The organism is Marinobacter zhejiangensis, assembly GCF_900114775.1.
Taxonomy (GTDB): Bacteria; Pseudomonadota; Gammaproteobacteria; order Pseudomonadales; family Oleiphilaceae; genus Marinobacter; species Marinobacter zhejiangensis.
In genome coordinates this window covers 177,659-195,971 of sequence record NZ_FOUE01000005.1, presented here as the reverse complement: position 1 = coordinate 195,971, position 18,313 = coordinate 177,659, and the positions used below count along the sequence as shown (strand labels likewise).

Sequence of the window (18,313 nt, the reverse complement as noted above, 5' to 3'; positions counted from 1 at the left end):
TCCTGTCAGAATCTGAACCCCGTATTCTAACGGTTAGGGGGGTGGCTACAAGTTTCTTGCCCCCTTAAACTATCAAAATCCCAATTTTTAGAGAGTAACTACCTCCATGTCCGTTATTGAAGTCCGACATACGCACGCGCTTGATCAAGACCATGCCCGTCAGGCAGCGGAAACCCTGGCCAAGGATCTGTCCAGGGAGTTCGACGTGAACTATCAGTGGGAAGGGGACGTACTGCGATTCAAGCGCAGTGGTGTGAAGGGGTTTCTAAACTTCAATCCCGGCGAAATTCACGTGCACCTCGAACTGGGGCTGCTGCTGCGTCCATTCAAATCACGGATCGAGCAGGAGATTCAGAGCCAGCTTGATCAGCTCACCAAGCAGGGTTGAGGCTCGGCATTCAGTTCAAATGGGGCTGGGGCAGCGGCAAGAATCTGTTCCAGCACCTGGTTTTCCCGGGTTACCAGTTGTGTGATCAACTGCTCGACGTTCTCCATCGCGTGAAAGGCGCTGTAGCCACGATGCAGGAAGTCGTGCAGATCTCCCAGACCAGCCATGTCCGCTGCGGACCGGCTCATCGATAGCAGCCACCCCAGAGTCCGGTTGCGAACGTAACGATCCAGTTGTCCCCCGACCTCGGCAATCAGCTCAATCTGCCGCCGGCGTTGCTGATGTTGGTCAGCCAGACGGTAAGCCTCACAGTACTGCCACGCCTGCAAGTCGTCGACCGGGTAGCTCAGGCGAGCCAGGGTTTCGACCAGACCCAGGTCCAGGGTCTGGGTGACCAGGTTCAGTTCCACCAGGCCGGCAAGGGTTGCCAGCAGGTGATCCGGCAGCCACTTCACCATCTTCGGAAACACCCGGTCGATGCTGTCGTCCCGTTGGTTGAGGCTGGCGGGTGCATACAGGTCGGTCAGCAGGAAGTGCAGGCCCTGGTGGTAATCCGGTTGTTGGTAGAGGTCCTGATGGGTGCTCTTAAGTCGCTCAGCCTGCCAGTCACCCAGGACTGCCAGCGCAGGGTTCTGGGGATGCTGGGCCATGCCTTGGCGGAAGTCGTGGTAAGCCAGAAGTTGTTGCTGGAGACGTCGGGCGTTTTCGCTATGGACGGGGGTCTGGATCAGACGATCGCGGTACATGTAACGGGAGGTCTCCGGTAGGGCATCGGTTGGAGCCTCGTCCTGAGGCTCCTGGCGCTTACCCAGTGTACCGGAGAGCAGCTGGGTCTGTCAGGGGTTAGAACTGGGCCGCGGCCGGCAGCGTTTCAAACCCGGGAACCCACTGGTCGCTGTCGAGGGTGATGAAGTGGCTGGGGGCCTCGGTTTCGATGATGCGCATCGTTGTCGGGCTCTGGCGGGCACTGTTGAGCATCGCCGTGCGGTCGAGGATACGGTCAACCTGGGGGATCAGGAAGGTGCCGTGACGCACATGGCTGTACACGCTGGTGTCGGTTCGCGCCATCCATTCCATGATGTCTTCAATATTGCGGACAATGGTCAGGTGGTCCTTGGTGGCTGAGAACAGCTTGCTCAGCAACACCTTCTTGCGGGGATTCATCTTGCCAAAGAACGTCTGGCCATAGGCGGATGAGGGCGCGGTGTTGATCAGGCGGATCAGCCAGGGCCACATGCCGTGACTGACAGGCTCCAGCAGGGTTGTCACCAGGGCGTGAAGTTTGCCTTGGGGCAACACCGGTGCTTCCAGAACCACCTCAACGTTCTCAAACAGTTCTGGTCGCTGACGCACCGCTTCCAGAATGACCGCTCCACCACGGGAGTGGCCATGGATACGGATGTTGTCGGTGGAAGGCAGGTTGCTCAGCGCCTGCACCAGAATACAGGCGTCGTATTCGATGGTGGCTTCGAGGAACTTGATGGGGACTTCCCAATCGGGTGTTTCGGGCGTTACCCCATTGACCGGAATATGGTAGTTGCTACAGGTGAGCAGGATGAGTTCGGTGCTGGGTGCTTCGTAGGCCTGGGTGAAGTAGCAATGATTTTCCAGGAACCCGTGAACGCCGATGACGGTTTGTTCGGCTTTGCCGCTGTGGTTTCGTACCGATACTGCGCCTTTACCGACCCGGTAAACACGGCCGGAAAACATCTCCGAATACGCGCTTTCGATCGGTTTAATCAGTTTGCGAACGTGGCTCGCTTTCATAACCGTTCCCCTACAGCAAGTGTTTCTGCACGTTTTTCATTGTGGTGTTGTAAGCAGATACGGCTGTTTTATCGCTAACTCACAGTGGACGTATTGGCGCAGATTACCGATTTTTTGTTCGTCGAGAGCCAATTGAGCTCCCCTAAACCTTTATACATCCTTGATTTCGAGTATAGAGGTGGACCGTGGCTCAAATGTAATTTTTTGTAACAAAGCGGCAACCATGAGAGTGTTGGAGCCCTTTCCGGTTGTCTGGCACAATGCCGGGTTCCCATCTAACAACAACTACCGGAGTTGCCAGTCGTTGAGTCACGAAGAATCGCATCTTCTATTGCCTGCTGATTCGGCCTGGCTGGCGCTGGAGCGCCCCGAGAACCCCATGACCATTACCGTCATGATGCGGGTGGACGACCTCACGCCCGGGCGGTTGCGGGACTTCCTTGAGCACTACTGGCTGGCCTGGGAGCGCTTTCGCTTTATGCCGGTCCAGCGACCACCGGGCTGGTGGTGGGAACCGGATCCGACCTTCACCCTGGATCACCATCTGGAGATCGTACCGGGGGCTTTTTCTGAGTCTGCATTGCGCCAGTGGGTGTCGGCCCGGCTGAACCACCCCCTGCCGGATTACCGGCCACGGTGGAAGTTCTGGCTGGTGCCGGACGCAGACGGTGGCTCGGCCTTACTGCTGCGAATTCACCATTGCTATGCCGATGGGCTGTCCCTGCTTGGTATCTTCGAACAGACCTGCCCGAGTTCGCCCCAGCAGGCGCCGGCACTCTATGGTGCCCGGGAACAGGCGGACCTTGGCCGTTGGAAACGTTCTGCAGGAGCCTGGCTGGATGCGTTGGTCAGCAATGCGGGGAGCGCGGATGGCGACAGTTCCGGAAAGGCTGGGACATCGTCACTGGAGCGCCTCACCCACCAGGGGCTGCGCCTGGTCAACGAATTAAGTCAGTTCCTGATTGAACAAGAGGACACGCCGTCGCAGCTGAAACGTCCGCTGTTAGGGCGGCGTAACTGCGGTTGGTCGCAACCGGTGGCCTTAGATCGCTTCCGTTCGGTGGCGGAACGCACGGGCTGCACCATCAATGATGTGTTGCTCAGTTGCGTGGCCGCAGCGGTGCGGGGCTGCCTCGAGGCCGAGGGGGATTTGCTGGATGAGTCGGTCATGCATGCGGCGGTCCCGGTCAACATCCGCGATCGAATGCCGGAAGGTATCTGCCCGGATGCTGGAGCCCTGGGCAATTTCTTTGGCACCGTGTTTGTTCCATTGCCGGTGGACGGTGACACCTCGCTCGAACGGCTGTTCCGGGTGAAGCATGAAACCCGGCGGCTGAAAAAGAGCTGGCAACCGGGTATTTCCTGGGCCCTGGCTGGAACCGCGTCACTGCTGCCGCAAGGTGTCCTGCAGACGGTTGCCGGAATGATGTACCGCAAGGCCAGCGCGGTGGTCTCCAACGTACCCGGCCTGCGCGAGCACCGCTTCCTTGCTGGTTGCCGCATCCGCGAACAAATGTTCTGGGTGCCCCAGGCCGGCAACATCGGCTTGGGCATCAGTGTGATCAGTTACGCCGGCCAGGTGCAGTTCGGCATCGTTGCCGATGAAGCCATCCTGCCGGACCCTGAGGACTTCCTTTCCCGCTGCCTCGATGAACTTGACCGGTTCCAGCTCTGATCCGTGCTATTGACTGTTCCCTGCTGCTGATCCCCGCTATCCGCGAAACCCTGACGGGCGCCCCGGCTATGCCTGGCGGCCCGCGGCCGGGTCGTAATCCCAAAGTCCTGATTCCACTGCCTCCCAATTACCCATAAAACCAGCCCTCTTGGTGGATGTTCCGGTTTTCCGGGCTGTTCGATGATGGAGTTCGGCTCCTAAAGGCCCGGCGTGCTGCTGATCTGAATGGCAGGCGCTGAATCCCGGACAAAACCAATTTGGGGGAAGTATGAAAAATAACAACTTCAGAAAGTCAGGGCTGGCTGTTGCACTGGTTGCGGCAACCGGTCTCAGCGCGACCGCAAATGCTGCTGTTGAGGTATATAACAACGAGGGTACCTCGTTCTCCGTCGACGGCTATTTCAACGCTTTCTATGTAAACCGTGATGACAAGGCGGCGGATACCCAGAGTTCCGACGTCAAGATGGGCTTCCTGCCCAACACCATCGGGTTTAACTTCAGCAAGGAAGTGGGCGACCTCACCATGGGTGGTCGTTCTTCGTTCTGGTCCACCATCAACGACAGCCTGCAGTCACCGACTGACACCGCGATCGACGTACGTCAATTGTACGCCACCGTTGACGGCTCTTTTGGTCAGGTGCTGATTGGTAAGGACTTCGGTCTGTACGCCCGTTCCAACATCTTCCTGGACGAAATCCTGATGGGCTTCGGCTCTCCGGGTGCGCCAACAGGGGTGTCTTTCGGCAACATCCGCTCTGGCTATCCTTACCCGAACCCGTCTGCCCAGATCACTTACCGTTCCCCGGACATGGGTGGCCTGAAAGTGGCTGCCGGTATCCTGGAGCCAGCGGACACCACGCCGGGCGCCCAGTCTGAGCAGTCCGCTCCTCGCTTTGAAGCTGAGGTGACTTACAGTGCCGACCTGGGTGGGGTTGCCCTGACTGGTTGGGTTAACGGTCGTTCCCAGTCGTCTGAAAACGCCACCACCACCGTAGACTCCAGCGGTGTTGGCTATGGTCTGCGTGCTGCGGTTGCTGGCCTGTCGCTGACCGCATCCGGCTTTACCTCCAAGGGCGACAACCCGGTGTTGATCTCCGATGGCGCGCTGACCGAGGACGATGCCGACGGTTACCTGGTTCAGGGTTCCTACACCTTCGGCGCCAACCGTCTGGTGGTGTCTTACGGTGAAACCGATGCCGAGATCCTGGATTTCGAAACTGAGAACACCTCCGTTGCTTTCTTCCATGACGTAAACAGCAACCTGAAGCTGGCGGCTGAATACAACATGTTTGAGCAGACTGCCCGCTCCAGCGGCGCGACCCAAGCCGAGGCGGATACCCTGGCGCTGGGTGCCATCGTGATGTTCTAAGCGTTACTTGTTAAGGCGTCAGGTGTCTGGCGCCTGCTCCTGGTCCGGGCCGGTCTGGACGACCGGTCTGCGACTAAAGTGCTGTTCTGGTTCTCAGGATGGCACTGCGTATCACCGGGTTATTAAGTCTGGGGGCTTTATATCAATGAGTTACGACGGATTTGGAGCGCCCATAAAAAGTACTGAAGTCGAATTGGCTGTGTCGGCAGAGCCCGTAAAATCGGCAGTAGACCTGTTGAAAACGGAATCTGCGTCCATGATGCCAGCGATCACTTTTCCGGCCGTCCGTGTTGCCAGTTCCGGTGATCGAGACCCGGCTGTAGCGGCCACCGCTTTGGCCAGCCAGTTGCAACATCCCGACCTGGGATGTGTGTTGTTCTTCTGCTCCGCCGAGTATGACCTGGCCCGTCTTGGTCAGGCGCTGGAGCGGGAGTTTTCCGGTATTCAGGTCAGTGGCTGTACCTCGGCGGGTGAAATCACGCCGGAGGGGTACGGTCGTGGCTGCATCACCGCGATTGGTTTTGATCGCCGCTACTTTGCGATTGATACCGCCCTGATTCAACAGCTTGATAATTTTACCCTGCAGGACGCCCAGCGTTGTATTGATGAGCTGCTGGCGACCTGTCGTGATGCCGACCTGGCACCGATTCGTGGCAACACCTTTGCCATTACCCTGCTGGATGGTCTGTCCAGCCGCGAAGAGCTGGTGCTGTCCACCCTGAATGCGGCTCTGGGAACCATTCCCCAATTCGGCGGTTCCGCAGGGGATGACGAGCGACTCAATGACACCCATGTGTTCTACCGGGGCCGGTTCTACAGCAACGCTGCCACGGTTCTGCTGGTGAATACGCCACTGGATTTTCGGGTGTTCTCCACCCACCACATGACCGCGCGCAGCGAAAAGCTCATTGTTACCCGCTCAGACAGTGACAGCCGTACCGTGTATGAACTGAACGCGGAGCCGGCGGCTGAGGTCTATGCCCGCACCGTTGGCGTGGCCGTTGCCGACCTCAGCCGGGAAACCTTTGCCCTGCACCCGATGGCGGTGCGTATCGGCGGCCACTACTTCATTCGCTCGGTTCAGCGGGTGAACGCAGATGGCAGCCTGACTTTCTACTGTGCGGTTGAAACCGGCATCGTGATGACCACGATGGAGCCGGGGTCGCTGCAGGAAAGCCTGCGGCAGCAGCTCGAAAAGGCCGAGAAGGTGGTTGGGCCTCCACTGGTGACGATCGGCTGTGACTGTTTCCTGCGCCGCCTGGAGGCGGAACTGACGGGGATCGACCAGGAGGTGTCGCGGTTCCTGCGCGAGCATCGGGTGATTGGCTTCAATTCCTACGGCGAGCAGTTTGACGGCATGCACATCAATCAGACCTTCACGGGGGTGGTCATTGGCCAGCCTGAAGTCGTTGCGGGACAGCACTGAGGGTTCCGCGCTGGCTTACCAGCAGCGGATTGCCCAGCTAGAGGCGGAAAACGAGCGCCTGCGGAAGATTCGTGATGCCCTGATCCAGCGGGTAGAGTCCGGTGTGGACCATAAGCCGGACCCTTACGCGGCCTTTGAACACTCCGTCATTCTTGCCGAACAGGTGCGTGAGCGCACCGACGCCCTCAACCAGGCCATGGACGAACTCAAGGTCAGCAACAAGGCGCTGAACCGGACCCGGGATGAGGCAGAGACCGCTCGCCAGCGCCTGGAGGATGCCATTGAGAGCATCGCCGATGGCTTTGTGCTGTTCGACCAGGACCAGCGTTTGGTTCTCAGCAACAGCCGTTTCAACAGCTACTGGCGAATGACCGGCGAGGATATCCAGCCTGGGGAGTCGGTGGATGAGGTTCGGGCCAAGGCGGTGACCACCGGACTGATTGTTGAGGAATACAACGGTTCGGCGGCTGAAGGCGGGGTGTTCCAGCTGTCAAACGGTCGCTGGGTGCAGATGACGGAGCGCACGACCCGTGAAGGCGGGTTGGTGGTGCTGTATTCCGACATTACCGACGTCAAGAACAGCGAAACCGCGCGGCGGGAGAAGGCGCTGGCGGACAAGTCGCGGCTGCTGCAGGCGACGGTGGATAATCTGTCCCAGGGCGTGGTGTTGGTGAATCCCGATGGGCGCCCGGAAATCTGGAACGACCGCTTCCTCAATCTGACCGGGCTGGCCTCGGATCAGATCACCACCGACTGCAATCTCAAGGCCTTGATGGCTGGTGCCGCCGTGCCTCTGTTACACCCCGGCAGTGCCCGTCGAGGCAGTTCGCAGTACCTGGAACAGGTTCACCGGCGCATCGACGGTACTGTGGTGGAGGTCAAAACCCACCCGATGCCGGACGGTGGCTTCGTTAATACCTACACCGACATTACCGAGCGCTACCAGTACGCCGAAACCCTGGAAGAAAGTGAGCGTTGGATCCGGGTGGTGACCGACCATGTGCCAGCGCTGATCGCTTATGTGGGGGCGGATCTCACCGTGCAGTTCTGCAACAAGGTCTACGAGGCCTGGTACGGTCGTGGACGTTCCTCGCTGCTGGATATGCCGCTGGACCAGGTGCATGAGCCGGAGCTTTACCACCGTCTGATGCCTCAGGTGCGCCAGGCGTTGGCCGGCGAGAGTGTCACCTTCGAGTTGGAAGAGGACGATGTTCGCGGGTCTCGCCACTACATGTTGCGCTCCTACGTGCCCAACCGGGACGTTCGTGGCGACGTGGTGGGATTCTTCGTCATGATTCGTGACATTACCGACCGTCGCCGCACCGCAATGGCGCTGGAGCAGGCTTACGATAACCTGGAGCGACGGGTTAAGGAGCGTACCTCCGCATTGACCGGGCTCAATAACCAGCTGCGGCAGGAAATCAATGAGCGGGCGGCGGTGGAAGCCCGCCTGCGGGACGCCAAACTGGAAGCCGAACGGGCGAACCTGTCCAAGACCAAATTCCTGGCGGCGGTCAGTCATGACCTCTTGCAGCCGCTGAATGCTGCCCGACTGTTCACCAGTGCCCTTCAGGAACATGCGTTTGGTCCCAAGGCGGAAAACCTGGTGCGTTCGGTCAGTACCTCCCTGGACGATGTGGAAAACCTGCTGGGTACCCTGGTCGATATCTCCAAACTCGATGCGGGTGTGATCAAGGCGGATGTCACTGCATTCGACCTGCGGGATTTACTCAACAACCTGGCCCGTGAATTCCGTCAGATGGCGGATGCCGAGGGGTTGAGCCTGGATTTTGTGCCGTCCTCCGCGGTGGTTCGTACGGACTCCCAGCTGCTGGCACGGATTCTTCGGAACTTTCTCACCAACGCCATCCGCTATACCGGCAGTGGTCGTATCCTGCTGGGATGTCGACGCCAGCGTGACCATGTCCTGCTGCAGGTATGGGACACCGGCCCTGGCATCCCGGAGGACAAGCTCACCGAGATCTTCCAGGAATTCAAACGCGTTCAGTCGGCCGCCCGCTCTGGCGACAAAGGGTTGGGCCTGGGTCTGGCGATCGTGGACAAGATTGCCCGAATCCTGGGGCATGAGATTACCGTGGATTCAATTGAAGGGCGTGGCTCGGTGTTCAGTGTGCGGGTTCCGCTGGGGCGGCTGGATAGCAACGCGACCAAGGAAGAAACGGTGTTTCCGATGCCGGCCCAGGATATGGATGGCGCCCGTATCTGGGTCATCGACAACGACCTGGCGATCTGCCAGGGCATGCAAACCCTGTTGCAAGGCTGGGGTTGTGATGTGCTGACGGCGGTGTCGCTGGCGGACCTGGACGCCCAGGTTCAGGTCGCAACCGACCGGGTCGATGTGATCCTGGCGGACTACCACCTCGACAACGATGAGATCGGGGTGGATGTGGTGGCCGCGATCAATGCCCGTCGCCAGGAACGCGTGCCGGTGATCATGATTACCGCCAACTACACCAACGAACTGAAACAGGACATCCGCGACCGCGGCTACCTGCTGATGAACAAACCGGTGAAGCCGCTGAAACTCCGGGCGGCGCTGAACCATATTCTGCAGTGAGAGTAGGGCTATTCAATTGGGCGGGGAAGGGCTACGGCGTCCTTGCCGTGGGCTGGTCCCGGTCTGGCCGGGCGCCTTGGGGTTCAGCGTTTCAGGTATTGGCTGAAATCGACATCACCGGCAGAAAGGATGGCCTGGACCCGGTTGTGTACACCCAGTTTGCGAAGAATAGCGGAGACGTGGGCTTTAACCGTGGTTTCGGCGATGTTGAGGTTGTAGGCGATCTGCTTGTTGGACTCGCCCCGGGACATGCGCTCCAGTACCAACAGCTGACGGCGGGTCAGCGAGTTGAGCAGTTCCGGTGAAATGGGATTGTCGTCGCGGCGGTTGCGACGCTGGGATTCGTTGCCGGTGCGGATAATGTCCGAAGGCAGGTAGACATTGCCGTTGAGAATCTGGGTAATGGCTTCGGTCATCTGCTCGCGGGGCGACGACTTGGTGATGAACCCGACTGCACCGTAGGTGATGGCCTGCAGGACAATCTGCTTGTCTTCTTCCGCTGAAACGATCACCACCGGTATGGTGGGGGCTTCGTTGCGCAGGGAGATCAGGCCATTAAGACCGTGCATGCCCGGCATGTTCAGGTCGAGCAGGATGAGATCAAGGTCGTCCTGCTCCTGGGTAATGGCCAGGGCGCTGTCGAGATCTTCAGTTTCAATGATTTCACTGCCGGCAAAGCCAGAGGCGATGACATTGCTAATGGCTTCGCGGAACAGGGGGTGGTCATCCGCAATCAGAATCTTGTACGACGACTCCATGGCCTCGCTTTCCCGTTGCTCATTGGTATCTGAGGGTAACTCCCCCTCATCATAGCTTTTTTTCGCGTCGTTGGCGCTTACGCTCTCATCCAGCATGGTGGTCACCTCAGGACTCGCTTACAGGGTCAGATGGGAATTCGGGGGCGACCGGGGTTGCCGGTTGCATCGGTAGGCCGGCATTGGCCCAGCTGTCGACACCATCCTTGTACCAATACAGTTTGGTGAACCCTGCTTCAGACAGGCGCTTGGTCGCATTCCAGGAAAGCCAGCAGTCGGACTTGCACAGCACGACCACGGGGTGGTTGCGATTGTGATGGGTCAGCCTGAGGGCGTTGTCGATCAGGTAAGAGTTCCAGTGGCTATCAAGGTTTCCGCGACCGGTGTTGGGCAGCCAGGTAGCGGACGGAAGCGACTGGTGGGGCTCGGTGAGCAGGAAGCGATCGGCCCGGTACTCCAGGTTGATCACATCAATGACCACCAGCGTAGGTTCGTTCTGCAACAGCGCCAGCATGTCGTCGGTAGAGACCGTCTGGGCGCCCATGGCCTTGGCCGGGGTCGGGCTGCGGTAGCGGTCGATACGGTAGCCATCGCTCGAAAACAGGGCCGCTTGTGGATCGGACTGGGGCGAGGGGGATGAATCGGCAAATCCCGAGAGCCCGACAGACAGGCAAGCAATGCCGACCAGGTGCCTGATCATATTGCGCGTACCTCTAGTTATTTTTGTGTCATGTTGCCATTACACGCCAAGGATGAGTTCGGTTGAATGAGACCATCGCAGCAAAAAAGATGCACTAAAGTACAATTCTTGCAGTAAGGGCGGGTTCGTATTGTGAAGTCATGTTCAGATACTTCTACTCCTTACGGTTGCTGCCGTACAAGCATACCTCTGTTGGGCTGTTCTTTGCCTTACTGATTGGCCTTTGTTCCTCGTCCGCCGCTGCGGAGGGGCTGCCCACCTTGAGTCTCAGTGTGCTCCAGTACGGCACCGCACACTGGGAGCTGGCGCATGTGCAGCGCCGGGGGCTGGATCGTGACCAAGGGTTTCTGCTCGAATTGCGGCCAGTGGCCAACCTGCCAGCCTCGCGGCTCGCCCTGACCGGCGCGTCGGTTGATGGTGCGGTGGCTGACCTGCTGTGGGTGCAGTCCCGGTATGAATCCGATGCCCACCTGGTCTTCGTGCCGTTTTCCACCCGCATCGGCGAGCTGGTGGTCGCGCCGGACTCGGACATCGTTGGCTTTGGTGATCTGGTGGGTAAGCGGATTGGCGTTGCCGGTGGCCCTGACAGCAAGGGCTGGATCCTGATGCAGCGGGTAGCTGCGGACCAGGGTATTGATCTCGCCGCCAGCAACCAGATTCAGTATGGTGCGCCGCCGTTGCTGAGCGAAGCACTCAAGCGGGGCCGCCTGGATGCGGTGGTCACCTACTGGCACTTTGCGGCCCGCCTGCAGGCGGAAGGTGCGGGGCGCTCGGTGATGCCTCTGGCCAGTCTGCTGGCGGAACTGTCGCTGGAACAGAACCTGCCGGTGCTCGGGTATGTGTTCAGGGCTGACTGGAGTGCTGAGCACCGTGACCTGCTGGCACGGTTTGCCAGCGCCATCCGTCAGGCCAAGGCCGAGCTGGCGGCCGATCCGGCTGCCTGGGACGGCGTGCGTGCGCTGATGCGGGCACCGGATGACCGGGTCTACCAAGCGCTGCGAAACGGGTTCATTGCCGGTACGCCCGGGCCCCTTGATGACCGCCGTATTGCCAGCCTGCGTCAGTTGCTTGCGCTGACCGGGGCCGACCGTGAGCGGATAATGCCGCCGTCGCTGTTCTACCGGGAGGGTCCGTGACCGCGCAGGCCCGTCCGGCAGGCTGGGCGGCCTGGATCGCCTTGCCGGTTCTCGTGGCTGTATGGATGCTGCTGTCGCACTTGCTGGACAGCAGTCTGCTGCCGTCCCCTGCGGCGGTCCTTCAGACACTGGTGGAGCAGGCCAGCTCCGGCCAACTCTGGCACCACCTCGGGGTTACCCTTTACCGGGTGATACTCAGTTTCGTGCTGGCCATGGTGCTGGGCGTGGCCCTCGGCTTCTGTATGGGGCGCTGGGCCACGGTCAATGCGGTGCTGGACCCGGTCCTGGTGTTGATGCTGAATCTGCCGGCCCTGGTCACCATTATTCTGTTGTATGTCTGGATGGGTCTGGTTGAGCCCGCCGCCATTCTTGCAGTGGTGATCAACAAGGTGCCGAATGTCGCTGTGACGGTTCGTGAGGGGGCTCGCAGTCTCGATCGAAAACTGGAGCAGATGGCTACCGTCTATCGCTTTGGCTGGCCGCAGCGGCTATGGGACCTGTGGCTTCCGCAACTCTTTCCCTACCTGATGGCGTCGGCCCGGGGCGGTCTGGCGCTGATCTGGAAAATTGTGCTGGTGGTCGAGCTGTTGGGTCGCTCCGACGGTATTGGCTTCCAGCTTCACATGGCTTTTCAGGTGTTCGATGTGTCGGCGATCCTCGCTTACAGTCTGGCCTTTATCATGGTGGTGCAGTTGATTGAGCTGCTGGTGCTGCAGCCGCTTGAGCGCCGGGCCCATCGTTGGCGTCATCCGGAGGTGACTCATGCTTGAACTGTCATTTGACGGCAGGGGCTTCCGGCAGCCGGTGCTTGGTGCCATCCACCTTCGCATAGAACGGGGCGACCGGGTCTGCCTGCTGGGACCTTCCGGCGTGGGCAAAACCACGCTGCTGAATATCCTGGCCGGCCTCGACCCGGTGGTTTTGCCGTCTGCGTTCACGCAAGGCAGTGACTTACGGGTGGGCTACCTGTTCCAGGAGCCCAGGCTGCTGCCCTGGCGCACCCTTTACCAGAACCTGGTCTTGGTTGGCGCCAAACGGGAAGAGGCTGCCCGGCTGCTTAGCCAGGTGGGTCTGACCGGGTATGGCAATCACTACCCCGACCAGCTGTCCCTCGGGATGGCTCGCCGTGCCGCCTTGGCCCGTTGTCTGGCGGTGGCGCCAGATCTGTTGTTGCTGGACGAGCCTTTTGCCTCGCTGGACGCTGAGCGTGCGGGAGAGCTGCAGGCGTTGATCACCGGGCTGCTGGACCAGAATCCGGCGATGGCGATGGTCTGTGTCACCCACGACGAAGCTGATGCGGCCTCATTGGCGGCGCAGCGTTGGTGGCTTGAGGGTGCGCCCGCCAGGTTGCGGGTTGAAGGCGGCGGGGAGTCTGCCGGCCGCCGTTCAACGGCCGCCGGTCCGGACTCCCAGAATGCGGGTCCGCTGTGGGCGGAAGCCCGCGGTGGCGAGGGCGCTTAGCACAACGGTTATGATGGCCGTTATGGCGAAGGCTTCGGTATTCCACTGCAGGTAGAGCGCGAAGCGAATGGTTTCGACCGCATGGGTAAAGGGATTGAACTGGCAGACCCAATACAGCCATGGACTCGCTTCCTGCATTTTCCACAACGGATAAAGGGCGGACGACAGGAAAAACATTGGGAAGATCACGAAATTCATCACCCCGGCAAAGTTTTCCAGCTGTTTGATCCAGGTTGCGATCAACAACCCCAGCGCCCCCAGCATCAGCGCAGTCAGTGCCAGCGCGGGCAGCACCGCCAGGTAGCCCAGAGCGGGTGGTTCGACGTCGATCAGGCGAGCGATCAACAGGAACACATAGACCTGGCCCACGGATACCACCCCCATCGCCAGCAGCTTGGTCACCAGCAGGAAGGGGCGCGGCAGCGGACTCATCAACAGCACCCGCATACTGCCCAGTTCCCGGTCATACACCATGGAGAGCGCACCCTGCATGCTGTTGAACAGGATGATCATGGCGCACAGACCCGGGGCAATGTAGGTCTCGTAAGTAATGTAGGTCTGGTAAGGGGGGATGATCGATACCCCCAGCACCGCCCGGAAGCCAGCGGCGAACACTAATAGCCACAGCAGCGGGCGCACCAGGGCGCTGGCAAACCGTGTTCGTTGCTGCCAGAACCGCAGCCATTCCCGAGCCTGGATGGCAAGGAAACAATACCAGTAATCTCGTAGCCTCATGACACGTCTTCTCCCGTCAGGGCCCGGAATGCGTCGGCCAGCGATGATGTGCCGGTGTTCTGGCACAGCTCATGGCCGTTGCTGTCGGCCAGCAGGTGGCCCCGGTGTAACACCAGGATCTGATCGTCAGGCTGGACCTCTTCAATCAGGTGAGTGGCCCACAGCACCGTCAGGCCATCGTCGTGGCACAGTTGGCGGACGTGGGCGTTCAGGGTCTCCCGGCTGGGAACGTCGAGGCCGACGCTGGGTTCGTCCAGAAGCAGGACGGCAGGCTGGTGGAGCAGGGCGCGGGCGATCTCAACCCGGCGACGGTGGCCGCCATTGAGTTGGCGTACCGGGTCTTTGGCCCTGGCACTGAGTTTAAACCGCTCCAGCTCTTGGGCACAGCGATTGCGCGCCGTTTTCCTGGACAGGCCATGAAGGCCAGCGTGGTACATCAGGTTCTGTTGCACGGTGAGGTCCAGATCGAGGGCGTTCTGTTGGAAAACCACCCCGATCTGGCGCATGGCGGCGGCGGGCTGCTTCTTCAGCGACACGCCGCCGAGCCGGATATCACCTTGCTGTAGGGCCAGCAGCCGGGTCAGCAAGCCGAACAGGGTCGACTTGCCGGCGCCGTTGGGTCCGAGCAGGGCGTGAAACCGGCCCTCCGTCAGGGTAAAGCTGACGTCGCTGAGAACCGGCTCCCGCCCGTAGCGGAAGCTGACACTGCTGGCTTCCAGGGTCATGAGTTCGGGTCGATCACGACGCCCCAGGGGTAGCGTCCTACCGGGATGGACTTGAGCACCTTCAGCGACTCGACATCAATCACCGAGACATCCCCAGACACGCCGTTAGTGGTATAGAGCTGGCTTTCATCCGCGTTCAGGTCCAGCTGCCAGACCCGGCTGCCCACCAGCAGGTAGTCCAGTACCTCGTAAGTTTGTGCATCGACCACCGCAACGTGGTTGGCGGGCCCCAGTGCCACGAAGGCGTAGCGGCCATCGGAGGTGAGTTCGATGCCCACCGGTTGCACCTTATCCTGGTTAACTCCGCGAATCTGGAACGTCAGCTGCTTGATCTCTTCGAGGTTATCCACGTCGATGATGTGAACGGTGCCGCCGATCTCTGCCGATGCCCAGGCGATCTTGCTGTCGCGGCTGAACTCGACATGGCGGGGACGCTGGCCGACAACCATGTTCCGCTTGATCTCAAAGTCGGTGGTGTCAATCCAGTGCAGCATGCTGGAGGTTTCGCTGGTGTTGACGGCCCAACGACCATCAGGGCTGACCGCCATGCCTTCCGGTTCGACACCGACGTCGATCTGCGCGAGTACGTCTTTGGTTTCAACGTCCACCACGGTCACGATGGCATCGTCCTCATTGGCGATGTACAGGTGGCGGTTGTTGGGATGAAGGGAGAACTGCTCTGGGTCTTCGCCGGAGGGCAGGGTGTCGATGATGCGGCGGGTGGCCAGGTCCATCACCTGTACGGTGTCGTCGTCACTGGCACAGATATACAGCCGGGTGAAGTCCTTTGACAGCAGGATGCCGCGGGGGCGCTGGCCAACGTCAATGGTATCGATGACTTCCTGGGTGTTGGTATCGATCACCGAAATGGTGTTGTCCTTTTCGTTCGATACATAGGCCAGGCTGGCGGCCGCAGGGGCAGACAGCCCGATCATGGCGGCCAGGGCGGCGGTTGTAAATGGCAGTTTCATCTTCGTGCTCCTTGTTGTCGTTGTCTATCGCTGTCTCTGGGGTTGGTCAGGGCTGGATGTCGCAAGTGCTTTCCGGCTCGTCGAATCCCAGAGTGTCCATTTCAGTGTTCGGGTGAATAAAGCCTTCGATCGGTGCTGTAGCCACCAGCCCCCGGGGGTGGACCAGCGGGATCGGCTGGCGAAGCTGGCCGTTCCAGCCCCGGTAGCTGAGCTTGCGTCCTTTGAACGCGGCCAGCTGGAATTTGTCAGAGAACAGGAAGGCACGAATGTCGCTGGCATCACTGTCGCTGAGCTGGGTCACTGCGGTGCCAATGGAACGTACCGCCGCCCAGGCGGCATAGTCTTCGCTGTTCATGTGGCGCTCCGCCTGTTCGTTGAAACGGCTATGCAGCTGTGCCGCGCCCCAGCTCTCGACCACCTGGTGCCAGGTCAACGGGGTCATGCCCTGGGTGCCTACGACCGGGCGGGGGAGCCAGGTGTTAAAGGGCACATATTCGCCAAAATCGCCGCGCACATCGGCGACCACTACAGCGTCATATTCGTCGTCGGTCTGGGTGAACAGGGGCAGTTCACGGGAAGCGGTTCGCCGCAGGTCAGCCTCAAACGTCCAGGGCTTATCCGCCACAATGGTCACGCCAAAACGCTGGGCTGCACGGCGGAAGCTGGCAGCCCACTGCTGGTCTTCGTCGGTGGTTCCGGTGATCAGCAGCACATCGCGCCAGCGCCGTTGATTGAGCCACTGGGCCAGGGCGTCGGTGATCATCGCGTAGCTGGGAATGGTATGAAGTAGCTGCGTCGGGCATTCCTGCTGGCGCAGTACGTTGTCCTGGGCGCCGGCGTTGAACACCAGGGCCTGGTCACCGGCCTTTTCGGTCAGGGCCAACAGCGTGTCAGCGGGCGCGCGGACCACGAAAAGCGTCAGGCCTTCAGCGAGCATGCGGTCCATGGCTGCCAGGGCATCTTCCGGGGAGGCGGCAATGTCGGACTCCAGCTGGTAATGCTGATTCAGAAAGCGGCCGGTGGTGTTGTTGTCGGCGATGGCCAGTTGCGCGCCCTGCAAGCCAGCATCTTCTGGCTCGGGAATGACGTTGGACAGCACCGGGCCCCGGTCCGGCACCCACTGGATATAGCCGATGCGAACGTCCAGAGCGTCATTGGCAGCCTGGGCTGACAGCCAGGGCAGCATGACGAGGGCGAAGGTGGTCAGTAGGCGCAGGGCTGGCGTGCTCAGCCGGTCAACAGGGTATGGCATGAATGAAGGCCTTTTCTATTTTCTTTTCCTGAGCTTAGAAGATCCGCAACAGACTCGGGAATATGTAGAAAGTACGATTATGGCGGTACTAAAGGAGTATTCCGGTCAGGCCTACGGTCGTTAGCATGGAAAGCGCTACCTTTCGGAGTTCCCCAATGAGTGCGTATGTACGCCTTGCGCTGGTGCTGCTGGCGGTCTTTGTCACGATCTATGTGGTCGGCGCGGTGTTCTACCTGCAGCAGGCGCGGGCGGATATTGCCCGTGAGCAACGATCGGCAGAGCAGGTTGCCCGGGTGATTCCGGCACCGGGCGCCCTGGCGGGCGGTCTTGTTGCGGGGTTGCGACACCTCAGGCCTGCCGTCGAACCGCCAGCTCCCCGGCAAAGCGGCGTGCGGGGGTTGTTCACCCTGGCTGTGACCGGCGCAGAGCCGGGTACGGCAGTGGTGATCAATGGCTGGCGTGCCGATCCGTCCGATGAGGTGGAAGAGATTTGGGAAAACTTTCTGCTGATCAGCCTGGCCTACGGCACCGGCATGGGGCTGTGTTTCCTGGCACTGTTTGTGGCGGTGCGTCGCGGCACCGCCCCATTGAATACCCTCGCGACAGCCATGGACACCCTGGCCCATGGTCAGTTGTCGGCTCGCCTTCCACCACAGAGTATCAGTGAGCTGGATCGCCTGGTGGAGCGGTTCAACGATATGGCGGCGGCGCTGGAGGCAGAGCAGCAGACGGTGTCTCGGTTGCTCAACGAATTGCTGCAACTGCGGGACAACGAGCGGGCCCACATTGCCCGTATCCTCCATGACGACCTTGGGCAGTACCTGACCGGTATTCGTGCCCTGGCCCAGGGCTGGGTCTACGACCCGACCCTGAACCCGTCCCAGATAGCGCAGGCCCGACTGCTTGCTGAGCATTGTGAAACGGTGCAGGGACATTTCCGGTTGTTGCTGCAAGACCTGCACCCGCTGGTGATGGAGCAGCTGGGGCTGGTGAGTGGGGTCCAGCACCTGGTGGAACGGTGGCAGCGGCTGAGCGGCGTGCGCTGTCAGTTGTCCGTTGACCAGGACCTGCCGGAGCTGACTGGCGAAGCGCAAACCAATCTGTACCGTTGGCTGCAGGAGTCGTTGAACAACGTATCGCGGCATGCCAACGCGACCCTCGCAAAGCTGACCCTGATGACTGGCCACGACGGCCTGCGTCTGCAGGTCACGGATAATGGCTGTGGCTTCTGCCAGGCCAGTGTCAGCCCCGGGCTGGGGTTGCGATCCATGCGGGAGCGAGCCCGTACGTTGGGGGCCACCATGGAAATCCGCAGCGATGTTGGTCAGGGAACACGTATTGATCTGACCGTGCCGCTGTAAGGTATCGGTCGTCC

At 60.3% G+C, this 18,313-nt stretch carries 17 protein-coding genes; 9 read left to right on the top strand and 8 right to left on the bottom strand.

Features of this window, described 5'->3' with window-relative positions; all coding sequences use genetic code 11:
• Nucleotides 1–106 precede the first annotated feature (106 nt).
• The gene (locus BMZ67_RS15840; RefSeq protein WP_092025388.1) at nt 107–388 is read left to right on the top strand and encodes a polyhydroxyalkanoic acid system family protein; all 282 of its coding nucleotides are present in this window, start codon (nt 107–109) and stop codon (nt 386–388) included.
• On the opposite strand, the gene BMZ67_RS15835 is transcribed toward BMZ67_RS15840, so the two are convergent.
• A complete protein-coding gene (locus BMZ67_RS15835; protein ID WP_092025385.1) occupies nt 367–1,134 on the bottom strand; it encodes a DUF8198 family protein in 768 nt (255 codons plus the stop codon). The two genes, BMZ67_RS15840 and BMZ67_RS15835, sit on opposite strands and share 22 nt — an antisense overlap.
• Before the next feature lie 97 nt (nt 1,135–1,231).
• Nucleotides 1,232–2,155 (bottom strand): alpha/beta hydrolase, encoded by a 924-nt coding sequence (locus BMZ67_RS15830; RefSeq protein ID WP_092025382.1) that lies wholly within the window; start codon nt 2,153–2,155, stop codon nt 1,232–1,234.
• A 223-nt stretch (nt 2,156–2,378) separates the two neighbouring features.
• Between BMZ67_RS15830 and BMZ67_RS15825 the strand changes: the two genes are divergently transcribed.
• The 4 genes from BMZ67_RS15825 (at nt 2,379) to BMZ67_RS15810 (ending at nt 9,203) form a co-directional block, all read left to right on the top strand.
• Entirely contained in the window at nt 2,379–3,830 is a 1,452-nt protein-coding gene (locus BMZ67_RS15825; protein ID WP_342713593.1) for a WS/DGAT domain-containing protein, read from the top strand.
• A gap of 268 nt (nt 3,831–4,098) precedes the next feature.
• A complete protein-coding gene (locus BMZ67_RS15820) occupies nt 4,099–5,199 on the top strand; it encodes a porin (RefSeq protein ID WP_092025376.1) in 1,101 nt (366 codons plus the stop codon).
• 256 nt (nt 5,200–5,455) lie between these two features.
• Nucleotides 5,456–6,625, top strand: coding sequence for a nitric oxide-sensing protein NosP (gene nosP, locus BMZ67_RS15815; protein WP_425434253.1), 1,170 nt, complete (start codon nt 5,456–5,458; stop codon nt 6,623–6,625).
• Nucleotides 6,609–9,203 (top strand): hybrid sensor histidine kinase/response regulator, encoded by a 2,595-nt coding sequence (locus BMZ67_RS15810; RefSeq protein ID WP_092025586.1) that lies wholly within the window; start codon nt 6,609–6,611, stop codon nt 9,201–9,203. Before nosP ends, BMZ67_RS15810 begins: the two co-directional genes overlap by 17 nt.
• 83 nt (nt 9,204–9,286) lie before the next feature.
• Here BMZ67_RS15810 and BMZ67_RS15805 read toward each other — a convergent pair whose 3' ends face one another.
• Nucleotides 9,287–9,961, bottom strand: coding sequence for a response regulator (locus tag BMZ67_RS15805; RefSeq protein ID WP_175481953.1), 675 nt, complete (start codon nt 9,959–9,961; stop codon nt 9,287–9,289).
• A gap of 106 nt (nt 9,962–10,067) precedes the next feature.
• Nucleotides 10,068–10,658 (bottom strand): rhodanese-like domain-containing protein, encoded by a 591-nt coding sequence (locus BMZ67_RS15800; protein ID WP_092025367.1) that lies wholly within the window; start codon nt 10,656–10,658, stop codon nt 10,068–10,070.
• A gap of 140 nt (nt 10,659–10,798) precedes the next feature.
• Between BMZ67_RS15800 and BMZ67_RS15795 the strand changes: the two genes are divergently transcribed.
• The 3 genes from BMZ67_RS15795 to BMZ67_RS15785 all read left to right on the top strand — a co-directional run bounded on the left by BMZ67_RS15795 (nt 10,799) and on the right by BMZ67_RS15785 (nt 13,255).
• Nucleotides 10,799–11,794 (top strand): ABC transporter substrate-binding protein, encoded by a 996-nt coding sequence (locus BMZ67_RS15795; protein WP_092025364.1) that lies wholly within the window; start codon nt 10,799–10,801, stop codon nt 11,792–11,794.
• A 65-nt stretch (nt 11,795–11,859) separates the two neighbouring features.
• A complete protein-coding gene (locus tag BMZ67_RS15790; protein ID WP_092025583.1) occupies nt 11,860–12,564 on the top strand; it encodes an ABC transporter permease in 705 nt (234 codons plus the stop codon).
• Nucleotides 12,557–13,255, top strand: coding sequence for an ABC transporter ATP-binding protein (locus tag BMZ67_RS15785; RefSeq protein WP_092025361.1), 699 nt, complete (start codon nt 12,557–12,559; stop codon nt 13,253–13,255). Before BMZ67_RS15790 ends, BMZ67_RS15785 begins: the two co-directional genes overlap by 8 nt.
• On the opposite strand, the gene BMZ67_RS15780 is transcribed toward BMZ67_RS15785, so the two are convergent.
• The 4 genes from BMZ67_RS15780 to BMZ67_RS15765 are packed head-to-tail and all read right to left on the bottom strand — an operon-like array spanning nt 13,181 to nt 16,938.
• Nucleotides 13,181–13,990 carry an ABC transporter permease gene (locus BMZ67_RS15780; protein ID WP_092025358.1) on the bottom strand — a complete coding sequence of 270 codons (810 nt, stop codon included), beginning with the start codon at nt 13,988–13,990 and terminating at the stop codon, nt 13,181–13,183. The two genes, BMZ67_RS15785 and BMZ67_RS15780, sit on opposite strands and share 75 nt — an antisense overlap.
• Nucleotides 13,987–14,715, bottom strand: a complete 729-nt coding sequence (locus tag BMZ67_RS15775; RefSeq protein WP_092025355.1) for an ABC transporter ATP-binding protein — start codon at nt 14,713–14,715, stop codon at nt 13,987–13,989. The genes BMZ67_RS15780 and BMZ67_RS15775 overlap by 4 nt, the downstream gene beginning before the upstream one ends.
• Nucleotides 14,712–15,680 (bottom strand): YVTN family beta-propeller repeat protein, encoded by a 969-nt coding sequence (locus tag BMZ67_RS15770; protein WP_483869233.1) that lies wholly within the window; start codon nt 15,678–15,680, stop codon nt 14,712–14,714. The genes BMZ67_RS15775 and BMZ67_RS15770 overlap by 4 nt, the downstream gene beginning before the upstream one ends.
• Nucleotides 15,681–15,732: 52 nt before the next feature.
• Entirely contained in the window at nt 15,733–16,938 is a 1,206-nt protein-coding gene (locus BMZ67_RS15765; protein ID WP_425434252.1) for an ABC transporter substrate-binding protein, read from the bottom strand.
• 155 nt (nt 16,939–17,093) lie between these two features.
• On the opposite strand from BMZ67_RS15765, the gene BMZ67_RS15760 reads away from it, so the two are divergent.
• Nucleotides 17,094–18,299, top strand: coding sequence for a sensor histidine kinase (locus tag BMZ67_RS15760; RefSeq protein ID WP_092025577.1), 1,206 nt, complete (start codon nt 17,094–17,096; stop codon nt 18,297–18,299).
• Nucleotides 18,300–18,313 lie beyond the last annotated feature (14 nt).

Bases quoted from the DNA above. Each gene is read 5' to 3' on its own strand.
- BMZ67_RS15805 (WP_175481953.1), bottom strand. From the start codon at position 9,961: ATGGAGTCGTCGTACAAGATTCTGATTGCGGATGACCACCCCCTGTTC.
- BMZ67_RS15825 (WP_342713593.1), top strand. From the start codon at position 2,379: ATGAGAGTGTTGGAGCCCTTTCCGGTTGTCTGGCACAATGCCGGGTTC.
- BMZ67_RS15760 (WP_092025577.1), top strand. From the start codon at position 17,094: ATGAGTGCGTATGTACGCCTTGCGCTGGTGCTGCTGGCGGTCTTTGTC.
- BMZ67_RS15840 (WP_092025388.1), top strand. From the start codon at position 107: ATGTCCGTTATTGAAGTCCGACATACGCACGCGCTTGATCAAGACCAT.
- BMZ67_RS15830 (WP_092025382.1), bottom strand. From the start codon at position 2,155: ATGAAAGCGAGCCACGTTCGCAAACTGATTAAACCGATCGAAAGCGCG.
- BMZ67_RS15835 (WP_092025385.1), bottom strand. From the start codon at position 1,134: ATGTACCGCGATCGTCTGATCCAGACCCCCGTCCATAGCGAAAACGCC.
- BMZ67_RS15785 (WP_092025361.1), top strand. From the start codon at position 12,557: ATGCTTGAACTGTCATTTGACGGCAGGGGCTTCCGGCAGCCGGTGCTT.
- BMZ67_RS15765 (WP_425434252.1), bottom strand. From the start codon at position 16,938: ATGCCATACCCTGTTGACCGGCTGAGCACGCCAGCCCTGCGCCTACTG.
- nosP (WP_425434253.1), top strand. From the start codon at position 5,456: ATGATGCCAGCGATCACTTTTCCGGCCGTCCGTGTTGCCAGTTCCGGT.
- BMZ67_RS15820 (WP_092025376.1), top strand. From the start codon at position 4,099: ATGAAAAATAACAACTTCAGAAAGTCAGGGCTGGCTGTTGCACTGGTT.
- BMZ67_RS15795 (WP_092025364.1), top strand. From the start codon at position 10,799: ATGTTCAGATACTTCTACTCCTTACGGTTGCTGCCGTACAAGCATACC.
- BMZ67_RS15790 (WP_092025583.1), top strand. From the start codon at position 11,860: ATGCTGCTGTCGCACTTGCTGGACAGCAGTCTGCTGCCGTCCCCTGCG.
- BMZ67_RS15800 (WP_092025367.1), bottom strand. From the start codon at position 10,658: ATGATCAGGCACCTGGTCGGCATTGCTTGCCTGTCTGTCGGGCTCTCG.
- BMZ67_RS15775 (WP_092025355.1), bottom strand. From the start codon at position 14,715: ATGACCCTGGAAGCCAGCAGTGTCAGCTTCCGCTACGGGCGGGAGCCG.
- BMZ67_RS15780 (WP_092025358.1), bottom strand. From the start codon at position 13,990: ATGAGGCTACGAGATTACTGGTATTGTTTCCTTGCCATCCAGGCTCGG.